The organism is Methylobacterium sp. 092160098-2, from assembly GCF_028920805.1.
Lineage (GTDB): Bacteria > Pseudomonadota > Alphaproteobacteria > Rhizobiales > Beijerinckiaceae > Methylobacterium > Methylobacterium fujisawaense.
The window spans coordinates 1,658,654-1,682,101 of sequence record NZ_JAQPZJ010000001.1 but is presented as its reverse complement, the minus strand read 5'-3'; the positions used below and the strand labels follow the sequence as shown (position 1 = coordinate 1,682,101).

Below are 23,448 nucleotides of genomic sequence, written 5' to 3'. Positions count from 1 at the left end.
TCAGGCGCCGGCCAGCCCGTGGCCGGTCATAGTCTTGGGATCGCACACCGCGTCGAAGCGCTCGGCCGGAACGCCCTCGGCCAGGGCGGCCTCGCGCAGCGTCGTACCCTCGTCGTTGGCGCGGTGGGCGATTTTGGAGGCGAGGTCATAGCCGATCACCGGCGACAGGGCCGTGACCAGCATCAGCGACTGGTTCACGGTCTCGTCGATCCGCTTCCGGTTGAGCTCCGTGCCCGCGACCGAGTAGGTCCGGAATTTCTCGCAGGCATCGCCCAGCACGCGGATCGCGTGCAGCGTGTTGTTGATGATGATCGGGCGCATCGCGTTCAACTCGAAATTGCCCTGCGCGCCCGCGAAGGCGACCGCGTTGTCCTCGCCGATCACCTGAATGCAGACCATCACCATGGCCTCGCACTGGGTCGGGTTGACCTTGCCGGGCATGATCGAGGAGCCCGGCTCGTTGGCGGGCAGCAGCAATTCGCCGAGACCGCAGCGCGGCCCCGAGGCGAGCCAGCGCATGTCGTTGGCGATCTTCATCAGCGCGACCGCGAGCCCGCGCACCGCCGCCATGGCGGCGACCATGGCGTCGAGGGAGCCTTGGGCGGCGAACTTGTTGGGCGCCGTGACGAACGGCTTGCCGGTCAGCGCGGCGATCTGGCCGGCGATCTCCGCGCTGAAGCCCTCCGGGGCGTTGAGGCCGGTGCCGACCGCGGTGCCGCCGGCCGCGAGCTTGTAGAGCCCGGCCCGCGACGCCGCGACTAGGGCCAGCGCGTCGCGCATCTGCTCCACGTAGCCCGACCATTCCTGGCCGACCGTCAACGGCGTCGCATCCTGAAGATGAGTCCGGCCGGTCTTGACCACATCCATCCAGGCCTGCGCCTTCGCGTCGATCGCGTCGGCAAGGGCGTGCGCCTGCGGGAGGAGCACCTCGTCGAGTTCCAGCACCGTCGCGATGTGCATCGCGGTCGGGAAGGTGTCGTTCGACGACTGGCCCATGTTGACGTGGTCGTTCGGGTGGACCGGGCTCTTGGAGCCGAGTTCACCGCCGAGGAGCTGGATCGCGCGGTTCGACAGCACCTCGTTGACGTTCATGTTGGACTGGGTGCCGGAACCGGTCTGCCAGACGTAGAGCGGATAATGCGCGTCGAGCTTTCCCGCGATCGTCTCGTCTGCGGCCCGGACGATGGCCTGCGCCCGCCAGTCCTCCAGGCGTCCGGCCGCGGCGTTGACCAGGGCCGCGGCCTTCTTGACGTAGCCGTAGGCGTGATAGACCCGCTTGGGCATGCGATCGTTGCCGATCGAGAAATGCTGGAGCGAGCGCTGCGTCTGCGCCCCCCAGTAGCGGTCCGCCGGAACGTCGATCGCCCCCATCGAATCCGTCTCGCGGCGTGTCCCCGTGGCGGAGATGCCGATCGGGATTTCGCGCAGGACAGGATGGTCCGGGGCAGACGCGGGCATCGTCATCCTTCTCGGTGTCGAACCGTATGGCACAGAGCAAGTCTGGGTCGGCGAAACGGATGTGCTTTGAGGTAAATCGTATTAATATTCCCTGTTGCTTGATGGACTGTTGCCAAATCGAGATCTTCAGGAATTTTCTGTTCTTTTTTTACAAATTTTTGAATATATTAACATAGTGTCATGCATATCGTACGTGCCGATTGCCAGACGACGCGGATCGATGTCAAGGGTCGCGTAATGTCGCCGGTGCAAAAATATTAGATGGATTGATCAATTTATAGCGCGGCTGCTGTTCGGGCTGGAAAATTGCGCGCTATCGAAATTGGAAACCAGTGCAGCCTCCGTAGATCCGAGATCTCGGGCGGGCCTATCCCATCGCAGGGGAACGCCGTCGATCCGCGCGGGCGCGTACAGCCTGAGGGCGGATCCCCACGCCGTGTGTTCGATCTTTGGTAAGAAGTCCCGATCCTGATCTCCGCTGAAGGCGGGCCCCGGTGCGCCGCCGGCATGGTCGGTGAGCAGAAACGCCGTGCGGGCCAGGGAGAGCTTCGCGGTGACGGCGCGCCCCTCCCGCAACCGGGCGATCAGGCCCCGTATGGACGCCGCCGCCATCAGATAGCCGGTGGCGTGGTCGAGCGCCTGGACGGGCAGCGGCACCGGCGGGTCGGCCTGTTTCCAGCACTGTCCGGCCGCCGCGATGCCGGCCGACATCTGGACGAGGCTGTCGAAGCCGCGCCGGCCGGCCCAGGGCCCGGTCCAGCCATAGGCGCAGAGCGTGACGTCGATCAGGTTCGGATTGAGCGCCCGGCGATGCTTCTCCCCGTAGCCGAGCCGCTCCAGGGCATCCGGGCGGTATCCATGCACGAGGATGTCCGCCTCCGAGAGCAGCCCCTCGAACCGCTGTCGGTCGGCGGCCCGATGGAGGTCGAGCCGGGTGCAGACCTTGCCCAGGGTGACGTCGGGCGCCAGGGACGGCTCGTCCCAGCCGGGCGGGTCGATTCGCAGGACGTCGGCGCCCAGCCCGGCCAGGAAGCGCGTGGCTACCGGTCCCGCCAGGATGCGGGTCAGGTCGAGGACCCGGATCCCCGCGAGGGGCCGGGCCGGGTCCGGGCGCCACCGTCCGGAGTCGTGGCCGGGCGCCTCCGTGACCGCCACGAGGGGCTCGGCCCGGACCGCCCGGCCCTGGTCCAGTCGCTGCCACGCCTCCAGGCTGCGCATCGCCGCGGCGCAGCCCCCCGCGCGCAGGATCGCCGATTCCAGGGTCTCGGCCGTCTCCCGGGCCACGGCGGCCGCAACCGCCTGCCGGTCGCCCGGACAGTCGAGCACCGAGAGGGCGGCGGCGCGATGGTGGGGCGCGTTGGTGTGCAGCCGGATCCAGCCGTCCGCCGCCCGGTAGTCGCCGGCGATCGGGTCCCAGGCGGCCGGCATCGTCCATCCGCGCGGCCGCACCGACGGGCCGAACCACGCCGAGGCGAGATGCCGGTCCACCGTCACGGCGGGCGCATCTCCGAACAGGCCCAGAAGTTCGGAGACGGCGAGGCCGGCGGCACCGATCGCCGCCGTCGCCAGCTCCGTGACGGGGAAGCAGGACGGCAGGCTCTCCGTGCCGGTGACCGTCAGCCGGTCTCCGGCATCGGGCGGCAGCGCCAGGGCTGCCAGCGCCTCCGCGAAGATCGACCGCAGGGCGCCCTCGTCGGCGTGTCGCTTGCGCATGGTCGCGGCCCTCACATGACCTGTGCAGGGTGGCGGCCGCCGACGGATGAATCAATCTTGTACCGCTGATGGGCAGGACGGACCGGCTCCCCGCTCCATCCGGACGGCGCCGTCCGGGCGCCGGCCCATACCGGCCCATAGCGGCAGGGCCGGCCTCGCGGCCGGCCCCGATGCGCGTCGCGGCGCCGTCCGCGCGGGGGCGGCGCCCGTCGGGCCTCAGGCGAACATGTCGGGCTGGGTCTCGGCGATGTGGTTGTACAGCGTCTGGAAGTGCAGCCAGCCGATATAGTCGCTGCCGACATGCTCGCGGCTGTAGCGGGCGGTCTTCTCCGAGAGGAGCTGCGGCTTGATGCCGGAGGCCTCGACGAGGAGCTGCTGCTTGCAGGCCCGCTCCAGGGCGATGAACCAGAAGGCCGCGTCGTCGATGCTGTGGTGCGAGCAGGTCAGCAGGCCGTGGTTCTGGTGCAGCACGCCGCGGTTGCGGCCGATCTGCTGGGCGACCGAGAGGCCGCTCTCCTTCTCCACCGCCACGGCGCCGGCCGAGGCGCCGATCACCGCGTGGCTGTTGTAGAAGGCCGCCGCGTCCTGGCTGATCATGTCGAGGGGCCGACCGGTGGCGCACCACGCGGTGCCGTAGGTGGTGTGCGCGTGGCACATCGCCATGACCTCGGGGTACTCGTCGTGCACGGCGGCGTGGAGGACGAAGCCCGCCCGGTTGATGGCGTGGCGCCCCTCGACCACCCGGCCCTTGTGGTCGGCCAGGATCAGGTTCGACATCCGCACCTGCGAGAAGTGCACGCACATCGGGTTGGTCCAGTAGAGCTCCGGACGCTCCGGGTCGCGGATCGTCAGGTGCCCGGCGAAGCCGTAGTCGAAGCCGTGCATCGCGAAGGCGCGGCAGGCGGCCACGAGGTGCTTCTTGCGGTAGTCGCGCGCCTCGGCGTGGTTGGCGAATTCCGGAATCTCCGGGAAGATCAGGCCGGCCTGCTCCGGCTGGTAGATCGAGGTCCGCTTGCGGCCGGCATCGTCGTCGGGCAGGTCGAGGGCGACGGGCGCGTCGTGGGAATGATCGTCGAGCATGGCGTATCCTTTCGTCGGGTGAGGGGAGGGCGTCAGCGGTTGACGAGGCGCTTGGGCACCGTCAGCGCCAGGAGGCTGCCCAGGGCGAGGCACGCGGCGAGGGTGTAGACGCCGAGGCTCGTGGACTTGGTGGTGTCGATGATCCAGCCGATCAGGTAGGGGCTCACGAAGCCCGCGAGGTTGCCGACCGAGTTGATCACCGCGATGCCGGTGGCGGCGGCCGCCCCCGCCAGGATGGCGGTCGGCAGGCACCAGAACTGGGCGAGCGTCACCAGCACGCCGATCGTCGCCACGGTGAGCGCCGCCTCGGCGATCACGAGATCCGTGCTGAACCGGATGCTGACCAGCCAGCCCGCCACCCCGACGAGGCCCGGCACCGTGATGTGCCAGCGCCGCTCCCGGGCCGCGTCGGACAGGCGCCCGACCGTGATCATCGCCACGGCGGCGGCGCCGTAGGGCAGCATGGTCAGGAGGCCGATCTGCAGCGGGTCGGAGACGCCCGCGCCCTTGATCAGGGTCGGCAGCCAGAAGCCGACGCCGTAGAGGCCCATGATGAAGAAGAAGTAGATCCCGCAGAGCAGCCAGACCCAGCCGCTGGTGAAGCCGTCCCGGAACCGGTGCGCGGTCACGGAGGCGCCGTCGGCGGCGACATTGTGGGCGAGCAGCGCCTTCTCGTCGGCGCTCAGCCACTTGGCCTTCTGGATGCCGTCGTCGAGATAGGCGAGGACGCAGAAGCCCAGCACGACGGACGGAAGCGCCTCGATCAGGAACAGCCACTGCCAGCCCGCGAGGCCGCCCGTGCCGGCAAACGCGTTCATGATCCAGCCGGAGACCGGTCCGCCGATCAGGCCGGCGATCGGGATGCCGGTCATGAACAGGGCGATGATGCCGCCGCGGCGCTCGGACGGGTACCAGTAGGTCAGGTACAGGATCACGCCCGGGAACAGGCCCGCCTCGGCGAGGCCCAGCAGGAAGCGCAGGACGTAGAACCAGGTCGGCGAGGTCACGAACATCATGGCCGCCGAGATGACGGCCCAGCTCAGCATGACCCGGGCGATCCAAATCCGGGCGCCGACCTTGTGGAGGATCATGTTGCTCGGCACCTCGAACAGGAAGTAGCCGAGAAAGAAGATCCCGGCGCCGAGGCCGTAGACGGTCTCGCTGAACTGCAGGTCGCTCAGCATCTGCAGCTTGGCGAAACCGACATTGACGCGGTCGAGATAGGCCGCGACGTAGCAGGCGAACAGGAACGGCACGAGGCGCCACGTAACCTTGCGGTAGACCCGCGTCGTCTCGTCGATACTGGGCTCGACGAGGGTCATGACCCCCTGTGCCATTCCGGTGTCTCCCTAGACTTTATCGTTTCGCCACCGTCTGCGCGGCGCGGCCGGCACTATCGTGCTGCGTCCAATCGTTGACAAACGACGATTTTTCACGCTTTTCGTGAATTCAATTCATGGATTGTCCCATGCGCCGGATCCCGAGCTTCCCCGCCCTACGGGCCTTCGAGGCGGCCGCGCGCCTCGGCAGCTTCGCGCGGGCGAGCGAGGAGCTGCACCTCACGCCCTCGGCGGTGAGTCACCAGATCCGCGCCCTGGAGCGCTGGTTCGGACGGGCCCTGTTCCGGCGGGCGAATCGTCAGGCGACGCTCACCGCCGACGGCCAGCGCCTGCTCGCGGGGCTCTCCAGCGCCTTCGACGCCATCGAGGCGGTCTGTGCCGAGCTGAGCCCGCCGCCGCCCTCGTCGCTGGCCGTCCACTGCACGCCGAGCTTCGCGGCGAAGTGGCTGGGGCCCCGGCTCCCCGCCTTCGTGGAGACGCATCCCGGCATCGCCATCCGCCTCTCCACCAGCGCCGACCCGTTGGATCTCGCCCGGCACGAGGAGATCGACATCCTGATCGCCTACGGCCGGCCGCCGCGCGGGCCCGGACTGACCGTCGAGTCCCTTGGGCCGGAGGAGATCGCCGCCCTGTGCACGCCGGAGGTTGCCCGGGCCGCGGGGTGGGCCGGGGCCTTCACCCGGCTGGACTCGTCCTTCAGCCCCATCCGCTGGCCGGACTGGTTCGCCCATAACGGCCTGCCCGTCCCGACCGGCGCGTCGGGCGCGGCCTTCGACCGGGGTTCGCTGGTGATCTCGGCGGCCGTCCAGGGGCTCGGCGTGGCGCTGGAGACCCTGCGGTTCGCCCGGGACGAACTCGCCGCCGGGCAGTTGGTGCGCCTCGGCGCCGGGCGGTTCGAGAGCCTGTCCCGGGACCTGCACTTCATCTGCTACCGCGAGCGCGACGGGGCCTTGGAGAAGATCCGGGCTTTCCGCCGCTGGCTGCTCGACGTGGAGGTGGAGAGCCGGGCGGTTCCGGCCTGACGCGGAAAGATGTTGGCGCGGAAAGACATGGGCGCGGTGATCGTCGTCGGCCGGATCGCTTCGGCGACAGGCGGGCGCCTCACGCCATCGGTCCGGGGCGCGTGAGGCGAGCCCGGAACCCGGAGCCAATGGCGGTGCAGGGTCCGGCGCGCGTCCCCCCGGTCGAAACGGTTGTGCCAGTCTTGTCATGCGGCGGGTCTCAACGGGATCGGGAACCGCGCTAGGTGCAGGTCCAAACAACGCGGCAAACGCGGCGGGACCCGAGCCCGACCGTGCGCCCCCAGGGAGAACGCCCCATGTCCCTCTTCGCCAAGCTGCAGCGGCGCGCCGACGAGGGCCGGCCCGTCCGGGTCGGCCTGATCGGGGCCGGCAAGTTCGGCGCGATGTACCTCTCGCAGGCGCCACGCACGCCCGGGATCCACCTGATCGCCGTGGCCGATCTGTCGCCCGACCGGGCGCGCGCGTCGCTGCGGCGGGTCGGCTGGGAGGAGGCCCGGTTCGCGGCGCGCGGGCTGGAGGAGGCTGCCCGGGCCGGCACGACCCTCGTCACCGAGGATGCCGACGCGATGATCGCGAGCCCGTTCGTGGACATCGTCATCGACGCCACCGGCAGCCCGGCCGCCGGAATCCACCACGCGCTGCGGGCCTTCGCGGCGGCCAAGCACATCGTGATGGTCAACGTCGAGGCCGACGTGCTGGCCGGGCCGCTGCTGGCGCGCAAGGCGGCCGAGGCCGGGGTGATCTACTCCATGGCCTCGGGCGACCAGCCGGCGCTGATCGCCGAGCTGGTCGACTGGGCGCGCACGATCGGGCTGGAGGTGATCTGCGCCGGCAAGGGCACCAAGTACCTGCCGGTCTACCACGCCTCCACGCCCGACACGGTCTGGGGCCATTACGGCTTCAGCGAGAGCCAGGTCGCGGGCGGCGACTTCAACCCGCAGATGTTCAACTCCTTCCTCGACGGCACCAAGTCGGCCCTGGAGATGGCCGCGGTGGCCAATGCCTGCGGGCTCACCCCCCCGCGCGACGGCCTCGCCTTCCCGCCCTGCGGCGTCGACGACCTGCCGAGCATCCTGAAGCCCGTGGCGGATGGCGGCCTCCTCACCGAGCGCGGCACCGTCGAGGTGGTCTCGTCCGTCGAGCGGGACGGGCGGCCGGTGTTCCGGGACCTGCGCTGGGGCGTCTACGCGGTGTTCGAGGCGCCGAGCCCCTACGTGCGCGACTGCTTCGCCCAGTACGGCCTCAAGACCGACGCCAGCGGCCGGTTCGCCGCCACCTACAAGCCCTATCACCTGATCGGGCTGGAGCTCGGGATCTCGGTGGCCTCCATCGCGGTCCGCGGCGAGGCCACGGGTGCCACCGGCGACTGGCGCGGCGACGTCGCCGCCACCGCCAAGCGCGCCCTGCGGGCGGGCGAGCGGCTCGACGGGGAGGGCGGGTTCACCGTCTACGGCAAGCTGATGCCGGCGGCGGAGTCCCTGGCGCAGGACGCCCTGCCGATCGGGCTCGCCCACAACATGGTCCTCAAGACCGACGTGCCCGCCGGCCGGGCCGTGCGCTGGAGCGACGTCGCGTACGAGGCCGACCAGGAGGCGATCCGCGTCCGGCGCGAGATGGAGGACCTGTTTCGCGGGGCGACGGGGCGGGCCGCCGGCTAGGCGCTCATGCGCGCCGGCCGGCCGTGCGCCCGGTCGGCGAGCGCCCGACCAGCTTCCGGAACGTCCGGCTCATGGCGCCGGCGCTCGTGAAGCCCGACCGCGCGGCGACCTCCGCCATGGACCCCGCGCCGGAGCGGATCAGGGCCTCGGCCCGGCCGACGCGCTCGCGCATGATGTACTGGTACGGCGTCACCCCGGTGCTCTGGCGGAAGGCCCGGATGAAGTAGCCCTCGCTGAGCCCGACGATCCCGGCCAGGGCCGACACGGTGATCTCCCGGTCCAGGTGCTCCCGGATATACGCGCAGGCGCGCCCGGCCTGCGACGCCGACAGATCGGGTCCGGCCGACCGGCCCGCCGTGCGGACCGCGATGACCGAGCGCAGGACCGCCAGATGGAGGCTCTCGATCAAAAGCGGGTCGGGCGAAGGATCGTCCCGATGCGCGCAGCTCAGCGCGCTGAGGATGTGACAGGTGCTCCGGCAGGCGCGGAGGTCGCGCCCGTCGGTCGCAAACGCGATCTTTCCGATGGGCGCTTCCGCGAGGCGCTCGACGGCCGCCGCCGAGAAGGACAGGACCCGGCCGGTATACGGGCCGACCCACCGGGTCGTGCCGTGCAGACCGGGGCGCCGGACCAGCAGGCCCTCGCGGTCGCTCAGCCGCGCCGCGATCTCGTAATCGACCTCGTGATGCGCCCCCGCGGGCTGCGTGCTGGCTGCGACTTCGAGACCGGAGACCGCATGCGTGCTCCAGCCCCCGGTGGCGAAGCGGAAATCGATGAAGGTGATCTCCGGGAGACCGCGGTCGCCCGGCGCGCAGCAGGTCAGTTCAGGACGGCCGGAGAGATGTCCGGAACTGCCGCTGGTGGCGTACGTGATGGTCTCGGGCGTGCTGTCCATGCGGGCCAGTCGGTTCCGGCTTCATCGCCCTCGGGCGCCTGAGGAGGGCGGCCTCGCGGCCGCCCTCCCGATTCTCCTCCGTCAGCGAAGGGCGCCGGTCACGCCGCCTACGAGGCCGCCAACCGCGCCGAGCACGCTGCCCACCAAGCCGCTCACGAGGCTGCCCGCTTGGCCGACGACCCCCGAGACCGCACCGAGTTCCTGGCTTGCGTCGACCCCCAGGCCGACGGTGAGGCCGACCCCGAGGCCGCCGCCCACCTGGTCAAGCTCGGTGGCGCTCAGCTCGCGGACGGTATCGATGCTGTCCTGCATGATCGTTCTCCTGATTGAGATTCAAGAAGAAGTTTATTCTGCTCGATCTATTGTCTGATCGCAGCGTCGAGGCGCCTTGGACGTCGGCACCTGCCTTTAGGATTACAGAGATGTGCTTCGTGTCAATCGGTATCTGGCTGCCGATACGTGTCGAGTTCTCTCGAATTCGGCGAATGCGCAAAAACTGACCGGGCTTGCCTTTCCCAGGGCGCGCTCCAGGCGCTTTCGCATCGAGCGCCGTCTTCGCTGGGGCCCCGTGCCTCTCGACAGCATCGCGAAGACGCGATCTTTGCGCTGCAGCACGAGAGCGCGCAAAAATTGACCTTGTTTTGCGGCGCAAAACAAACCGGACCCTCATTTTATTCAAGCAGTTGATATCGTTGAAGTTTTACAGAAAACTGCGACGATCTGACGCGGAATCGGGAATACAAAATTCGCATTCCCGTGCAGTGTTGACACAGCACTCGTACGATGCGACCGAACAAGCCGGATGACGCCGAGGGGTGCTATCCTCGAAGATGTGGTCTCGTTCTGGGAAGGTTGCTTTAGCCGGGTGCCAAGTCCGCTCTTTCGACTGGAAGTTATAGAGGCACGACGCAATGCGTGGCTGGGCGAGGCGCAGATCATCCAGCCCTTGCCGATCCGCATCGTGGCCCTGTCCTGCGTGGCCATGGTGGCGGCCGTCGGCCTCTATGCCTGGCAGGGCACCTATACCCGCCGCATCCACGCCGTCGGCCTGCTCGCGCCCGATATCGGTCTGATCAGTCTCGCCAGCCCGGTCGCCGGCCGCGTCGGCTCGACGGGGGTGCGCGAGGGCGACAAGGTCGCCCGCGGGCAGCTCCTGTACACGATCGACCTCGACGCCGTGTCGGCGAGCGGGCCTACGCAGGAACGGGTGATCGCCGAGCTGGAGCGCCAGCGGCAGAGCGTGGAGCGGCAGCGGGCCGCCCGGGCCGATCTGGCTTGGACGGAGCGCCAGGCCCTCCGGGAGCAGGTGGCAAATCTGAGCGAGCAATCCGCCCAGCTCGCCAAGCAGATCGACCTGCAGGAGAAGCTGGTGCCGCCGCTCCGGTCGCGGGTCGAGGAGCTCGCCGACGCCGTGGCGCGCGGCTTCGCCCGCGCCGCCGATCTCCAGAGCCAGAACTACCTCTACATGCAGGCGAGCGCGCAGCTCGCGCAGTTCCAGCAGAGCCGCCTCCAGGTCGACGGCAAGCTCGCCGACACGAAATCCCAGCTCGCCGCCTACGACGACCGGCTGGCCCGCGACCTCGCCGACCTCGACCGGACCGCCGCCCAGCTGGCGCAGCAGAAGGCCGAGAGCGAGGCGCGCCGCGCCATCGAGGTCCGGGCACCGGAAGCCGGGACCCTGACGTCGATCCGCGCCCAGGTCGGCCAGACCGTGGCGGCCGGGGCGACGCTCCTGACCCTGCTGCCGAGCGCGGGGCGCCTCCAGGCCAACCTGTTCGTCGATTCGTCGGCCATCGGCTTCGCCGAGGCCGGCGCGCCGGTGATGCTGCGCTACGCCGCCTTCCCGTTCCAGCGCTTCGGCTTGCATCGCGGCGTCGTCACCGAGGTCACGCGGGCGCCGCTGGGCAGCGACGACGCCCCGGATTTCGCGCGGCGCGCCTCCGCCCGGGGGGAGGGGACCGACCTGTACCGCATCGTCGTCCGGCCCGATTCCGACACCGTGCTGGCCTATGGCGAGCGGCGCAGCCTCGAGGCGGGCATGCGGGTCGAGGCCGATATCGCCCTGGAGAAGCGGTCGCTCTACCGCTGGCTGCTCGATCCCGTCGCGCATGTCCGGGAAAGCCTCGCCCTCGTCACGCGCGGCGGCCTCGACGCCCTGCCGGTCCGGAAGGCGGCCCCGTGACGGCGCCATCCCGTGCCGCCCGGCTGGACTTCGGGCTTCGCCGCCGGGTGCCGGTCGTCCTGCAGGCCGAGGCCGCCGAATGCGGCATGGCCTGCCTCGCCATGGTCCTGGCCTATCACGGCCGCCAGCTCGACCTCGCCACGCTGCGGCGGCGCCATCCCCTGTCGCTCAAGGGCATGACCCTGCGCAACCTGATCGACCTCTGCGGCGCCCAGGGCCTGACCGCCCGCGCCCTGCGGGTCGAGCTCACGGATCTGCCCCGGCTCCGGCTCCCCTGCATCCTGCACTGGGGCCTCAACCACTTCGTGGTGCTGACCCGGGTCGAGCGCGGCGGCCTCGTTATCAACGATCCGGGCCGCGGCCGGCGCCGGATCAGCCTCGCGGAAGCCTCGCGGGAATTCACCGGTGTCGCCCTGGAGGCGGTGCCGAACCCGGGCTTCAAGCGCGAGCGGGCCAACCCGGGCCTGCGGCTGCGCGACCTGTTCCGCAACATGTCCGGCATCCGCGCCGCCCTGGCCCAGGTGCTGGCCCTCTCCCTGGGGATCGAACTCGTCGCCCTGCTGATGCCCATCGCCTCGCAGGTCGTGATCGACGAGGTGATCGTGAATGCCGACCACGACCTGCTCCTCGTGGTGGCGATCGGCCTCGGATTGCTGCTGCTGCTCCAGCTCGGCCTCAGCATCGCCCGGACCTGGGCGATCATGCTGGCCGGGACCCGGCTGAACTACCAATGGTCGGCCGGCCTGTTCGACCACCTGTCGCGGCTGCCCCTCGACTATTTCGAGAAGCGCCATGTCGGCGACGTGATCTCCCGGTTCGGCTCCCTGGCCACCATCCAGAAGGGCCTGACGACCGACCTCGTCCAGGCCGTCCTCGACGGCCTCATGGCGGTCGGGATGCTGGCCATGCTGATGGTCTATGGCGGCTGGCTGGTCGCGGTGGTTCTGGCCTCGACGGCGCTCAACGCGATCCTCCGGGTCTTCGCCTACGGCGCCTATCGCGAGGGCAGCGAGGAGGCCCTCGTGGCCGAGGCCCGCCAGCAGACGCACTTCATCGAGACGGTCCGCGGCATGGCGAGCGTCAAGCTCCTCGACCTGCGCGAGCGGCGCGGCGGCGCCTGGATGAACCACTTCGTCACGGCCCTGAACGCCCGGCTGCGGCTGCAGCGCCTCGACCTCGTGTTCGGCCGTGCGAACGAGTTCCTGTTCGGCCTCGACCGCCTGATCCTGCTGGTGCTGGGCGCCCGCGCCGTGATCGGCGGGTCGCTGTCGCTCGGCATGCTGGTGGCGTTCCTGGCCTATCGCGACCAGTTCGCCACGCGGATCGGCAGCCTGATCGACGCGTGGTTCAAGCTGCGCATGCTCGACGTGCAGACCGACCGGCTCGCCGACATCGTTCTGTGCGAGCCCGAGGAGCAGGATCTCGCTGCCGCCGCGCCGCCCGCGGCGCCGGTCGTCGCCCTGAAGGCCGGGGCGCTCGCCGGCGTAGGCCTGGCGCTGCGCTACGGCGCGGACGAGCCCTGGATCTTCCGCGGGGTCTCGCTGTCGGTCCGGGCCGGCGCCTGCTTCGCGATCACCGGTCCCTCGGGATGCGGCAAGACCTCGCTCATGAAGGTGATGATGGGGCTGACGCCCCCGACCGAGGGGATCGTCGCCGCCGACGGCCAGGACATCCGCACCGCCGCCGGATCCTACCGCCGCCGGATCGCCGGCGTGATGCAGAACGACGGCCTGTTCGCGGGCTCCATCGCCGAGAACATCGCCGCCTTCGACGAGCATCCGGATGCCGGCTGGATCGCCGAATGTGCGGCCCGGGCCGCGATCCTGGACGATATCCGCCGCATGCCGATGGGCTTCGAGAGCCTCGTCGGCGACATGGGCTCGACCCTGTCGGGGGGCCAGAAGCAGCGCATCGTGCTGGCGCGCGCCCTCTACCGGCGGCCCGAGATCCTGTTCCTCGACGAGGCTACGAGCCATCTCGACGAGGCCACCGAGGCGGTGATCGCCGAGGCTCTGCGGGACCTGCGCATGACGCGGGTCATCGTGGCCCATCGCCCGGCGACGATCGCCCATGCGGACGCGGTGTTCGATTTCCCCGCCCAGGTCAGGGGCGCGGCGGATCTGGCTGCCGCGGGCTGACGCGGTTCGCCTGAGGCCGCGCGGGCCGGATGTCGCCCGGAGCCAGGCCGAAGCGCTTGCGGAACCCGCGGTTGAAGGTCGGCACGTCGGTGAACCCGCACGCATAGGCGATCGAGGCGATCCGCACCTTGTCGTCGCGGGCAGCTTCCAGCCGTCGGCGCGCGAGGTCGAGGCGCGCGTCGCGGATCGCCGTCGCGATGCCGCCGGTCTCCGCGAAGGCGCGGTACAGGCTCGTCCGGGACAGGCCCAGCGCCCTCTGGATGTCCTGTGGGTTCAGGTCGGGATCGTGCATCCGGCGCGCGATATGGGCGCGGGCGAGCGAGACCACCGCCGCCTGCGAAACCTCCGCGGGCTTCGTGCGCCGGGCCGTGCCGTCGACGAGGTGGCCGAGAAGGTGCAGCACGCCCTCGATCGCAGTCTGTGCCTCGCCCTCGGACATCCAGGCGATGGAGGCGGCCACGGTGCACAGGCGCGTCCGGAACGCCACCCCGGCCGGGTGCGGGTTGAGGCTGCGGCCCGCGAAGGCGTCCGCATCGCCGACCCAGGCTTCGAAGACCTCGCGCGGCACGGCGAGCCGGATCTCGCCGTAGGCGCTCTGGGTGCCGGCCACGAAGGGCCGGTTCCGCGACAGGAAGCTGATATCACCGGGGTTCAGTTGGGCGCCGCGGCCGTGCTGCTCGTGATAGCCGATGCCGTCGAGCCCGAGGCCGATCACCACCATCGCGCGGGCGTTCCGGTCGACGTGCCGGGACCGGAACTCCAGCTCCACCGGGCTGCTGACCGTATGGGTCAGCGACCAGCCGGCCGACGCCACGGTCAGGCGTTTGGCCGCGAAGCGCTCCCGGGGATGCCGCCGGCCGATGTCGCCGAAAGCGGCCAGGGCCGTGCAGCGCCAGAATTCGAAGGCCTGCTTGGGCTCGACGTGATTGGTCGTCTCGACGAGGCTTGGGACGAGCACCGGGCTCAACACGTGTGACACTCCCGTCCGGCCCGGCGGCGCTGTCCCAGCGCCTGTGCAACTCTATCGTGTGAATCTTGCCGGATTGGCAACCGACGCCGATCGGGCCTGACGATGCGGGGCGTCCCCGCGCGGCCTATGCAACGGCCCGGCCGGACAGGCCGCGCGGTCCGGCAAGCAGCAGCGCGGCGCTGGCCCCGAGGACGATCGTGATCACCGCGAACATCGCGTGCGGTCCGTAGGCCGAAAGGACCGGCAGGAGGATGAGCGGCGCCAGGGCGGCGGCGACCCGGCCGCCGGCCCAGGCGCAGGTCATGGCCGAGGCCCGCAGCGGCGTCGGGAGGAGTTCCGTGGCGTAGACGGCGAGGACGCTGCCGTAGGTCGCCGCGGCGGTGTTGAAGGCGATGCCGACGAGAACCAGCGTCAGGAACGTGCCGCTCGCCGCGAAGGCCGTGCCCAGGGCCGCCATCGCGGCCGCCAGGGCCGTCAGGCAGGCGCGCCGCTCGAGCCGGTCGATCACCAGCGCGGTCAGGAGGGTGCCCAGCGGCGGGCCGAGCATCGACAGCGCGGCGAAGGCGAGGGATTGATCGACCCGGAAGCCCTTCTCCACCATCACGACGGCGCTGAGCAGCGGGAAGGCGATCGTCGCCAGGGGGGCGAGCGTGAAGAGGCCCACGAACAGGGCCGTCTGGCGCGTCTGGCGCGTCCCGGTGAACAGGGCGCGAAAGCCCGCCGGCCCGTGTATCGCCGGCCCGTGTATCGCCGGCGCTGGGGCGAGGTCGGCTGCTCCGACGACCGGCGCCCGGCCGGCCGCGCGCTCGAACCGGCGGCAGGCCCCGTCGGCCTCGACGGGTCGCCCGACCGAGGCCAGCCATCGCGGCGATTCCGGCAGCCCCGCGAACAGGATGCTGCCCAGGGCCGCCAGGGCGCCCCCGAGGATCAGGGCCCAGCGCCACGGTTCGACGCCGAGGGGAGCCCCCGGTGCGAGCGCCTGCACCAGGAGGAGGACGGCCAAGCCGCCGAGGAGCCCGATCCCGGCACAGACCATCAGTGTCGCGCCGCGGTGGCGCGCCGGCGTCACCTCGGCGAGGTAGGTCGCGACGAGGGGCGGAAACCCGCCGATCGCGAAACCCGAGACCGTGCGGGCGAGCGTCAGCGCCGTGAGCCCCTGGCTCGCGGCGGCCGCCAGAGATCCGGCGGCCATCAGCGCCAGGGAGGCCTGAAGGGCGCGCCTGCGGCCGAAGCGATCACCCAGGATCCCGAAGAAGGGGGCGCCCACCGCCCCACCGGCGAAGACGGAGGCGAGGAGCAGCGAGAGGCTGCCCCGTGGCATGTTGTGGGGCGGTGCGAGGAAGATGGCCGCCAAGGCGTTGCTCAAGGCGACCTCGGCGATGTCGGTGAACAGGCCCAGCGTGCAGACAGCGAGCGCCGCCACGTGGAGCCGCGTGATCGGGAGGGAATCGAGCCGCCGCGTGACGACCGCCACCGATCCGGCCGCGGGCGCGGCGCTATGGGAGGGCGTCGCGGCCTGCAGGCGGGCGTCCATCACGGGCGTTTGTCCTCTCCCGACCGGAGCGTGCGCGCAACCGGTGCCGCACCGCCATAGCTGCGCGCCTCGAACCGGGAAACGTGGTGGCGCTCACAAACGCACGATGCGCTGCTGTCGCGGGTCACACGAGATCCGGCGCCGCGCAGGCCGGCCGGCTGCCGCGGACGTCCCTGCCTCCCGCTCGTTTCGCCGACGGAGCGAAGCCGGCCTGGGCGCGCGCCGCGCTGATAGGGTCCGCAGCCGCCGGCTAGAAGCGCGGTTGCGTGTGCCGAGATCGATCGCGCTGCGATACGGGAGCGACCGGGCCGGGCCGATGGCCGATCACGTCGCCGTTGCGGTAGGCCTCCCGGATGTTGCGTCGTGCGGAGCGACCGGCCGTCCCACCGGGCTGCGTCACGGCCGAGTCGCCGGATGGCGCCAGGACGGTCTGTGCGGAGGCCGCTCCCCCGCCGAGCAGGGACAGGATGACGACGCAGCCCGACAGACCCTTCATGCCCGCATTCCCCTCGCCTGATCGCGCCGTCCCAGCGGACGGTTCCAGCATCGCCGGCGCGCGTCATAGGTCCAGGGTATCTACGTCCACGCGGACGATCGGTTCACAAGCGAGCGCGAGGCTGGTCCGCCGAGCCCGGTGAGGCTCCCGGCGGGAGCCCGCCCGGCCATCGTGCGCGGGCGCGGTCGGGGTGCCGCGCGGCAGCCGGGAAAGGCGCCGGGGATCGCGCCGGTCAGGCCGCGTTGCGGCCGAGCCGGATCGCCTTGGCGATTTCCGAACGTCGCTCGGCATAGCCGGGCGCGGTCATCGGGTAGTCCTCCGGCAGCCCGTAGCGCGCGCGATACGAGGCCGGCGTCAGCCCATGCGCCGTGAGATGCCGCTTCAAGGTCTTGTAAGATCGGCCATCGATGAAGCTGACGATGCCGTCCGGGCGGACCGACCGATGGATCTGCGCGGGGGTCGGCTGCTCATAGGGGATCTCGGCGGCCTTCGGCCGGTCTGTCAGTGCGAACAGGGCGCCGTGCACGGTGGCCAGAAGCGGCGGCAGGCTGGTGTGAGGAATTGCGTTGTTCGACAGGTAGGCCGTGACGACGCGCACCGCGACCTCGCTGATCGTCGATTCGAGATGGTCTTGGTCTTTCGGCAACGCGATCGATCGCATCTCTGGTCCCGGCAACCTCGCTCGGTCCTTATGACTACTCGTACATTATGGCCTGTCAATACTTGTTCGCATGTCCGGTAAACCTCTTGTTATGCATACAAAATTTTATTGAGATCTTAGAGAGCCGGATCCGAAGGCTTATCGGTCTGCGCTGTTGTCTGAGGTGTCCGGCCTTCGCGCCGGGGTGGTCCACCGTCGGGCGCAGGGAATGTGCGGCTGCCTGAAGCCGGGCGAAGGAGCGCGGCCGATGCGACGGTCCGACGGGGCCGAGCCGTCGATGGATCCAGGCCGGCGCCGGACCTTGCCGGGTCATGCCTCGTTCGCGATGGGAGGCGCGCCGGACGGGGCGGGCTCTCGGGCGCGGCCGATCTTCGAAGGGTGGCGGGTGTGAGGCTGCGCCGGTTCTGTCTCGGGCGTGACGAAAATGTGGCAGAAGCTTGACTATTGCAGCGGAATCAGTTTATCCCTTGACCGTTGCCTTGCGGTTACACCCCCGAGACCTCTGGAGGTTCGGATGTGCGCGCGGAAGACCTTCTACATTTTCGTGGCGGCCACGGACGGTGAGCAGTTCTGCGCCGTCCGACAAGACCAGCCGATCCCGGCGATCATCGACGGTGTGCGCTGGATGTATGTCGGCTGCATCGATACCGCGCGGGACAAGCCGTACGGGTTCGATGCGGACGCGGCGCATGCGGCGATGCGGCGGGGCGGCGTCTACCTCTACCGGCGCGAGCTGATGTTCCGGCGGGCCAATTTCCTGCTCGAAGCCGCCTGATGGGGGGCCGGGCCGGTGCGGTTCTGGCGGGCGCGCTCGTCGTCGGTCTCGGGCTCGCCCCCGGCACCGCCGCGGCGCAGATGCCGACACGGGTCGGCACCTGCGTGGCGACCACGATCTCGCGGATCGGGACGCGGTTCAGCGACAAGCTCGTGAAGCCGAAGGGCGACGGGATCGACGAGGGGACGAGCGTCGATCTCAAGAACGGCGTCTACGGCGTCTCCTACGCCTATATCGACGCGATCGCGCGGTCGCGGGTTGGCGATCGGGTGATGACCTGCCTCGTCGCCCTGCCGACCGGCTGCCCCAAGGGCGACGATCGCGGCAAGATGTATACGACGACCAACCTGCGCACGCTGGATTCCTGGACTCTGCCCGACTCCCAGCACATGTGCGGCGGGGCCTGACCCGGCGGCGGTGAACCCGCCACCAGTGTGACCGCGTTTCCCCGCCGGGGGCCGGAATCCAGGTCTCGGGGAGCGGAGGAGCATCCGTGTCGATCAGGAACGGTCTTGTCGCCCTCGTGCTGGCGGCGGTGGGGATAGTGCCGGCTCCCGCCTGGGCGTGGGGCGTTCCCGGATGCACCAACCTTCCCGAATACAACCGCGCCCTGGGCGCCCTGCAGGGCATGACGAGCGCCTGCGACATGAGCGTCGAGGAGGCCCGCCGGATCGTCGCGGCCCATGACGGCGTCGCGCCCGGTCCCCCGGCCGCCGCAGCGCCGCCGCAGGCCACGCCGCGGATCGCCCCGCGCCATCGCCGGGCGCGGGCGCACCGGGCGCGCGTCCGCAGCCCCGCCGCTGAGACGGCTCTCCGCCGGCCGAGCGACGCTTCAGGCCTCGTCCCCGGCGCGGCCGGAGGATCCGTGCGGGTGCGGGCCCAGTCCCGGTCGCGCTCCGCCTGCCGGGCGCGCTGCTCCGCCACGTAGGCGTCCTGGTCGGCGCGCTCCCGCTTCCGGCGGCGGTCGGCGGCGGCCGCCGACCGCTTCTGCCACGCCTCCGTCTCGGCCTTCTGGTGGAGCAGTTCCTCGACCGTGATGGGCGTCACCGGCGCCTTGGGTTGCGCCCAGGGATAGGACCGCCGGGGCGGTGGCGGACGGGTCGCCCGGTGGGCGGATTCCTGTCCCGTCCGCCGGAGCCCTTCGGCCGCCTCGGCGAAGGTGAGGCCCGCGCCCCGGGCGATGCGCTCGGCGGCGGCCCGGGCGGCCGCGCGCTCGCCCATCGTGGCGCCCTGGGCGGCGAGGGCGAGGCATTTTTCGAACCGGTCTCGGTCGGCGGGCGTCATGAACGGCGTCTTACCGCCAAGTCGGCCCGCCTGTCCCGTCGCCCCGAACCTGTCAGTCCCGCTTCGCGCTGGCCACCGCGTTGGTGAAGCTGTAGCTGCCGAGCTTCTCGCCGACCACCTGGATGGCGCCGTCCGTGAGGGAGTTCAGCCGTCGGGAGCGGATCTTCATGGTCCCGGAGATGCCGGCGTACTTGCCGGTTCCGCCGATCCACTCGCCCGTGCCCTCGTTGACCGCGCCCAGGGGCTGGACCGGATAGTCCCACTTCTCGAAGACGTGGTCGCCGTCGGCGTCGACGTAGTCGCAATAGCCGTGATTCTCGAGGGTCTTGGCGGCGGTGTCGATCAGCGGGGCGGAGGTGCAGCGTCCGGCCATGTTGTGCAGGAGCCGCCCGCCCGATTCGTTGACGGCGGTCATCATGTTGATCGTTGCCGAAGCCGTTCGGTTGTCGCCGATCGTGACAGGTTTCGCCGCAGAGATATTTGTCGATGTGTAAGTTATCCTGAAATCGCCCTGTCGCGGCATGTCCTCGGCGCGGGCCGTTATGGCAGCGGGCAGCATCAGGACGAGCGCGACAGCGGAGAGTCCTGGGGCGAATGCTGTGTGGATGGTCCTTCGTGTCATGGCGACCTCCCAGTCCGACGCTTTCAAGACCGGTCGGCATCGATCGCGCAATTGGACGACGGCCGAACGAATCGTGTGCGTCGAGTTAATATTGTTATAGCGGGTTTAAATATTCAATATGTTTGGAGTTTGACAGTTTTTGTCGCTCGATCTGCGCGTCGCCATCGCTGCCGGGCCGGCTGGCGGTCCATATGCGCCTGGCCCGCCGTGCGTCTGGGGCCGGTCATGCCGCGCGATTCCGGCGCGTGGGCGGGCCGATGCTACGAGCGGGCGCGTCCGTCCCCGCCCGGACCGATCACCGGCAAGCCGGTCCCGTCCGGCAGGCCGCCGAGCACCACGAGGATCCGTCCCAAGAGCGCCCGCGAGTGCCGCGCGCCACTGCCGGCGCGGTCCGGCCGCCCCGGACGGCCCTCGTAGGCCGCGCGCAGCCGGGCGAGCTGACGTCCGCGCGTTTCGGGATCGCTGGAGCCCATGGTCCATCCCCCCGGCGGGCTCTGATCCGCGGTGCGCCCCCGCGAACGAGCCTTCGACCATCCCGAGTCGGGGAGTTGGAAAACCGTGTCTGAACGGTCCCTACGACCTTTAGCGCCGGAACGCCTGGACATGCGTCGCAGGCTCCCCGACCGTATGGCCAAGGATGCGGGTGCCGTTCTGGTCGGCACCAACCATCAGACAGGGGGTTCCACGCCCCAGGGCCGCGCGTACGGCCCCGCTGGCGTTTTAGTCGCGTCTAGGAACGAAATCCAGCCCGGCGTGCCGCCCCGCGCTCGACATGGCGGAAGCCGGCATCGATCAGGAGGGCCAGCGCCGACACCACGAGGCCGCCCTGCAGCACGTAGGCGGTGTTGCCGGTGAGGAGGCCGGAGATGATCACTTCGCCGAGGGTGCTGGCCGCCACCGTCGAGCCGATGGTCGCCGTCGCGAGGCCGATGACGGCAGCGAGGCGGATCCCCGACAGGATTATCGGCAGCGCCAGGGGCAGCTCGACGCGGAGGAGCCGCTGCCGGTCGGTCATGCCCATGCCGCGCGCGGCCTCGATCAGCGCGGGATCGAGCCCGTCGAGCCCGGTGAGCGCGGTCTCGAAGATCGGCAGGAGCCCGTAGAGCACCAGGGCGATCAGGGTCGGGACGGCGCCGAACCCGAAGATCGGCACCGCCAGGGCCAGGACCGCCACCGGAGGAAAGGTCTGCCCGATCCGGGCCACCGACCGGGCGAACGGCAGCACGTCGCGCCCGGCCGGCCGGGTGGCCGCGACCGCCAGGCCGACGGCGATCGCGGCGGCCGTCAGGGTCGCGGCGGCGACCAGCAGGAGGTGATTGACGGCGAGCGTCAGCAGCGGCGTCTGCGCGTAGATCGGCGGCGTGTCGCCGGGGGCGAACGGCTGAAACAGGGGCGCGAATCGGCCCGGAGCGACCAGGAACACGCCGAGGAGGGCGAGGAGCGCGGCCCAGGCGAGAGGCGGGGCCCGGCTCACGGCCGGCCGCCCTGCGCCTCGAGGGCCGCCCGCGTCACCCGTCCCAGGATGACGCCGTCGCGGCTGACCGGCAGGGCCGGGCGCCGGGACCACAGGCTCTCCGCGAGGGCGGCCCGCACCGAGGTCCCGGCCGGGAGGGGCGGGCCCGGCGCCGGGCCGGGCTCCACCAGATCGTCCACCACGCGCAGGGCCATGAGCTGGAAGGCCCGGTCGCCGCTGCCGAGGAGGGTGCCGACGAAGGCGGTGGCGGGTGCGCCGAGAAGGTCTGCCGGCGGCGCCTCCTGCACGAGGCGCCCGGCATCCATCACGGCGATCCGGTGGCCGAGGTGCAGGGCCTCGTCCATGTCGTGGGTCACGAGCACGATCGTGGTGTTGTAGCGCTGCTGGATCGTCCGCAGATCCTCCTGCGCCCGACCGCGGATGATCGGATCGAGGGCGCCGAAGGGCTCGTCCATGAGCAGGATCGGCGGCTCGGCGGCGAGCGCCCGGGCCACGCCGATCCGCTGCTGTTCGCCACCGGAGAGCGCCGCCGGCAGGCGATCCCGGTAGGCCGCCGGATCGAGGTTGAACAGGCTGAGGAGTTCGTCGACCCGGGCGGCGATCCGCCTCCGGTCCCAGTCGAGCAGCTTCGGCACCACCGCGATGTTCTCCGCGACCGTGCGGTGGGGGAACAGCCCGTGTCCCTGGATGGCGTAGCCGATCCCGCGCCGCAGGAGATGCGGGGGCACGTCCCGGATGTCGCGGCCTGCGATCCGGATCGTGCCGGCGCTCGGCTCGATCAGGCGGTTGATCATCCGCAGCAGGGTGGTCTTGCCCGATCCCGAGGTGCCGACCACCGTCAGGATCGTCCCGGCCTCGACCCGGAGGGTCACGTCCGCCACGACCGTGCGTCCTTCGAAGACGCGGCTCACCTGGGCGAGGTCGATCATGGAACCCGCTCCGCCGCCCGGCCCCGGCTCAGATCGACGACCGCGTCGAGCAGCACCGCGGCGCCGGTCGCCATGGCGACGGTCGGCAGCGCGCCGAGCAGGACGAGGTCGCCCGCATTCTGGCTGATGCCCTGGAAGACGAACACGCCGAGGCCGCCGCCGCCCACGAGCCCCGCGATCACCGCAAGCCCGATGTTCTGGACGAGGACGATCCGGATTCCGGTCAGGATCGCCGGGAGGGCGAGGGGCAGCTCCACCTGGAGCAGCCGCTGCCGCGCGGTCATGCCGACGCCCCGGGCGGCGTCGCGCACCGGCCAGGGCACGGCATCGAGGCCCGCGACAGTCGCGGCGGCCACGGGCAGGAGCGCGTAGGCGAACAGCGCCACGAAGGCCGGCGCGGCGCCGATTCCCGCAATGCCGAGGGCGGCCGCGCCCGGGACCGCCCGGCCGATCCAGGCCAGGGGCGCGATCAGCATCCCGAACAGCGCCATGGAGGGGATGGTCTGCACGACGTTGAGGGTCGCGAGCAGGCCCGTCCGCAGCGCAGGAACCGGGCGCGCCAGGATGGCCGCCGGGATCCCCAGAGCGGCGGCGGCCGCCACCGAGGTGAGGGCGAGAACGGCATGGGTCCGCAACTCCCGGCCGAACGTGTCGGAGCGGCTGGCATATTCCCGCAGCACCGAAAGGTTGTTCCAGAACCCGGTCCGCAGGGCGAGTCCCGTCGCGGCGACCAGCAGGGCCAGCAGGGCGATCCGCAGGATCGGTCCCGGCCGCAGCCGCGCCAGCCCGTCGCCGACGGCGAGGGCCGCCGTCGCGAAGGCGAGCCACCAGCCTGCATCCGGCGAGACCCGGCCGTACCGGTCGCCCGGCAGGGTCAGGTGATCGGCCGCCCAGCCGGCCGACAGGCCGAGGAGCAGGAGGATCGCGGCGGCGGCGGCGAGGCGCAGGGGCGGCGCCGCCCGGAGCGCCAGCAGCGGCAGGCCGAGGGCGACGACGCCTCCGAGGAGGAGCACCGCATCCGACGGGAGGGCGGACCAGGCCGTCAGCCCGGTGCCGGCCGCGATCCGGTTCGGCCGGGTCGTCATCAGCGGCAGGGCGAGCAGGCTCAGTCCCAGCAGGGCCGCGAAGGCCGAGCCCAGCGGATCGACCCCCGGGCGGAGCAGCCCCGTCGCGGAATGTCCCCCCATCCTCAAGCTCCGACGGCGCCGGCGCGCGCG

At 70.9% G+C, this 23,448-nt stretch carries 22 protein-coding genes; 7 read left to right on the top strand and 15 right to left on the bottom strand.

The window, feature by feature from the left end; translation table 11 throughout:
* The 4 genes from fumC to PQI07_RS07965 form a co-directional block, all read right to left on the bottom strand.
* Positions 1–1,458 carry a class II fumarate hydratase gene (gene fumC / locus PQI07_RS07980; protein ID WP_043389241.1) on the bottom strand — a complete coding sequence of 486 codons (1,458 nt, stop codon included), beginning with the start codon at positions 1,456–1,458 and terminating at the stop codon, positions 1–3.
* Positions 1,459–1,728: 270 nt separating this feature from the next.
* Positions 1,729–3,171: a CoA transferase gene (locus PQI07_RS07975; RefSeq protein WP_274926399.1), complete on the bottom strand. Its 1,443-nt coding sequence runs from the start codon at positions 3,169–3,171 to the stop codon at positions 1,729–1,731.
* Between the two features lie 216 nt (positions 3,172–3,387).
* A complete protein-coding gene (locus tag PQI07_RS07970) occupies positions 3,388–4,251 on the bottom strand; it encodes a class II aldolase/adducin family protein (RefSeq protein ID WP_043760040.1) in 864 nt (287 codons plus the stop codon).
* 32 nt (positions 4,252–4,283) lie between these two features.
* Positions 4,284–5,588 carry an MFS transporter gene (locus PQI07_RS07965; RefSeq protein ID WP_043389044.1) on the bottom strand — a complete coding sequence of 435 codons (1,305 nt, stop codon included), beginning with the start codon at positions 5,586–5,588 and terminating at the stop codon, positions 4,284–4,286.
* A gap of 131 nt (positions 5,589–5,719) precedes the next feature.
* Between PQI07_RS07965 and PQI07_RS07960 the strand changes: the two genes are divergently transcribed.
* Complete coding sequence (locus PQI07_RS07960) at positions 5,720–6,613, top strand: LysR substrate-binding domain-containing protein (RefSeq protein WP_274926398.1); 894 nt, start codon at positions 5,720–5,722, stop codon at positions 6,611–6,613.
* A 296-nt stretch (positions 6,614–6,909) separates the two neighbouring features.
* The gene (locus tag PQI07_RS07955) at positions 6,910–8,271 is read left to right on the top strand and encodes an NAD(P)H-dependent oxidoreductase (protein ID WP_274926397.1); all 1,362 of its coding nucleotides are present in this window, start codon (positions 6,910–6,912) and stop codon (positions 8,269–8,271) included.
* Positions 8,272–8,275: 4 nt separating this feature from the next.
* Here the strand turns inward: PQI07_RS07955 and PQI07_RS07950 are convergent, their stop codons facing one another.
* Positions 8,276–9,166 carry an AraC family transcriptional regulator gene (locus PQI07_RS07950; protein ID WP_043357551.1) on the bottom strand — a complete coding sequence of 297 codons (891 nt, stop codon included), beginning with the start codon at positions 9,164–9,166 and terminating at the stop codon, positions 8,276–8,278.
* 81 nt (positions 9,167–9,247) lie between these two features.
* Entirely contained in the window at positions 9,248–9,478 is a 231-nt protein-coding gene (locus tag PQI07_RS07945; protein WP_043357549.1) for a hypothetical protein, read from the bottom strand.
* Positions 9,479–10,031: 553 nt separating this feature from the next.
* Between PQI07_RS07945 and PQI07_RS07940 the strand changes: the two genes are divergently transcribed.
* Both PQI07_RS07940 and PQI07_RS07935 read left to right on the top strand, forming a co-directional pair.
* A complete protein-coding gene (locus PQI07_RS07940) occupies positions 10,032–11,348 on the top strand; it encodes an HlyD family secretion protein (RefSeq protein WP_274927697.1) in 1,317 nt (438 codons plus the stop codon).
* Positions 11,345–13,486 (top strand): peptidase domain-containing ABC transporter, encoded by a 2,142-nt coding sequence (locus PQI07_RS07935; RefSeq protein WP_043389033.1) that lies wholly within the window; start codon positions 11,345–11,347, stop codon positions 13,484–13,486. Before PQI07_RS07940 ends, PQI07_RS07935 begins: the two co-directional genes overlap by 4 nt.
* Here the strand turns inward: PQI07_RS07935 and PQI07_RS07930 are convergent.
* The 4 genes from PQI07_RS07930 to PQI07_RS07915 form a co-directional block, all read right to left on the bottom strand.
* Positions 13,452–14,456, bottom strand: a complete 1,005-nt coding sequence (locus PQI07_RS07930) for a helix-turn-helix domain-containing protein (protein ID WP_111473467.1) — start codon at positions 14,454–14,456, stop codon at positions 13,452–13,454. The genes PQI07_RS07935 and PQI07_RS07930 overlap by 35 nt on opposite strands.
* Positions 14,457–14,580: 124 nt before the next feature.
* Entirely contained in the window at positions 14,581–15,990 is a 1,410-nt protein-coding gene (locus PQI07_RS07925) for an MFS transporter (RefSeq protein WP_210274656.1), read from the bottom strand.
* 250 nt (positions 15,991–16,240) lie between these two features.
* Complete coding sequence (locus tag PQI07_RS07920) at positions 16,241–16,486, bottom strand: hypothetical protein (protein ID WP_043357529.1); 246 nt, start codon at positions 16,484–16,486, stop codon at positions 16,241–16,243.
* Between the two features lie 232 nt (positions 16,487–16,718).
* Positions 16,719–17,132, bottom strand: a complete 414-nt coding sequence (locus tag PQI07_RS07915; RefSeq protein ID WP_043389239.1) for a Ros/MucR family transcriptional regulator — start codon at positions 17,130–17,132, stop codon at positions 16,719–16,721.
* A gap of 529 nt (positions 17,133–17,661) precedes the next feature.
* Between PQI07_RS07915 and PQI07_RS07910 the strand changes: the two genes are divergently transcribed.
* The 3 genes from PQI07_RS07910 to PQI07_RS07900 all read left to right on the top strand — a co-directional run bounded on the left by PQI07_RS07910 (position 17,662) and on the right by PQI07_RS07900 (position 18,850).
* Positions 17,662–17,922: a hypothetical protein gene (locus tag PQI07_RS07910; protein ID WP_043760054.1), complete on the top strand. Its 261-nt coding sequence runs from the start codon at positions 17,662–17,664 to the stop codon at positions 17,920–17,922.
* Positions 17,922–18,329, top strand: a complete 408-nt coding sequence (locus PQI07_RS07905) for a hypothetical protein (RefSeq protein WP_043760055.1) — start codon at positions 17,922–17,924, stop codon at positions 18,327–18,329. The genes PQI07_RS07910 and PQI07_RS07905 overlap by 1 nt, the downstream gene beginning before the upstream one ends.
* Before the next feature lie 86 nt (positions 18,330–18,415).
* Complete coding sequence (locus PQI07_RS07900) at positions 18,416–18,850, top strand: hypothetical protein (protein WP_274926396.1); 435 nt, start codon at positions 18,416–18,418, stop codon at positions 18,848–18,850.
* A gap of 408 nt (positions 18,851–19,258) precedes the next feature.
* On the opposite strand, the gene PQI07_RS07895 is transcribed toward PQI07_RS07900, so the two are convergent.
* The 5 genes from PQI07_RS07895 to PQI07_RS07875 all read right to left on the bottom strand — a co-directional run bounded on the left by PQI07_RS07895 (position 19,259) and on the right by PQI07_RS07875 (position 23,418).
* Positions 19,259–19,621, bottom strand: coding sequence for a hypothetical protein (locus tag PQI07_RS07895; RefSeq protein WP_274926395.1), 363 nt, complete (start codon positions 19,619–19,621; stop codon positions 19,259–19,261).
* A 467-nt stretch (positions 19,622–20,088) separates the two neighbouring features.
* Positions 20,089–20,301: a hypothetical protein gene (locus PQI07_RS07890; RefSeq protein ID WP_043389020.1), complete on the bottom strand. Its 213-nt coding sequence runs from the start codon at positions 20,299–20,301 to the stop codon at positions 20,089–20,091.
* Positions 20,302–20,558: 257 nt separating this feature from the next.
* On the bottom strand, positions 20,559–21,302 hold the full coding sequence (locus PQI07_RS07885; RefSeq protein WP_274926394.1) for an ABC transporter permease: 744 nt from the start codon (positions 21,300–21,302) through the stop codon (positions 20,559–20,561).
* Positions 21,299–22,231 (bottom strand): ABC transporter ATP-binding protein, encoded by a 933-nt coding sequence (locus tag PQI07_RS07880; RefSeq protein WP_274926393.1) that lies wholly within the window; start codon positions 22,229–22,231, stop codon positions 21,299–21,301. Before PQI07_RS07880 ends, PQI07_RS07885 begins: the two co-directional genes overlap by 4 nt.
* Positions 22,228–23,418: an ABC transporter permease gene (locus PQI07_RS07875; protein WP_274926392.1), complete on the bottom strand. Its 1,191-nt coding sequence runs from the start codon at positions 23,416–23,418 to the stop codon at positions 22,228–22,230. The genes PQI07_RS07880 and PQI07_RS07875 overlap by 4 nt, the downstream gene beginning before the upstream one ends.
* Positions 23,419–23,448: the final 30 nt, after the last annotated feature.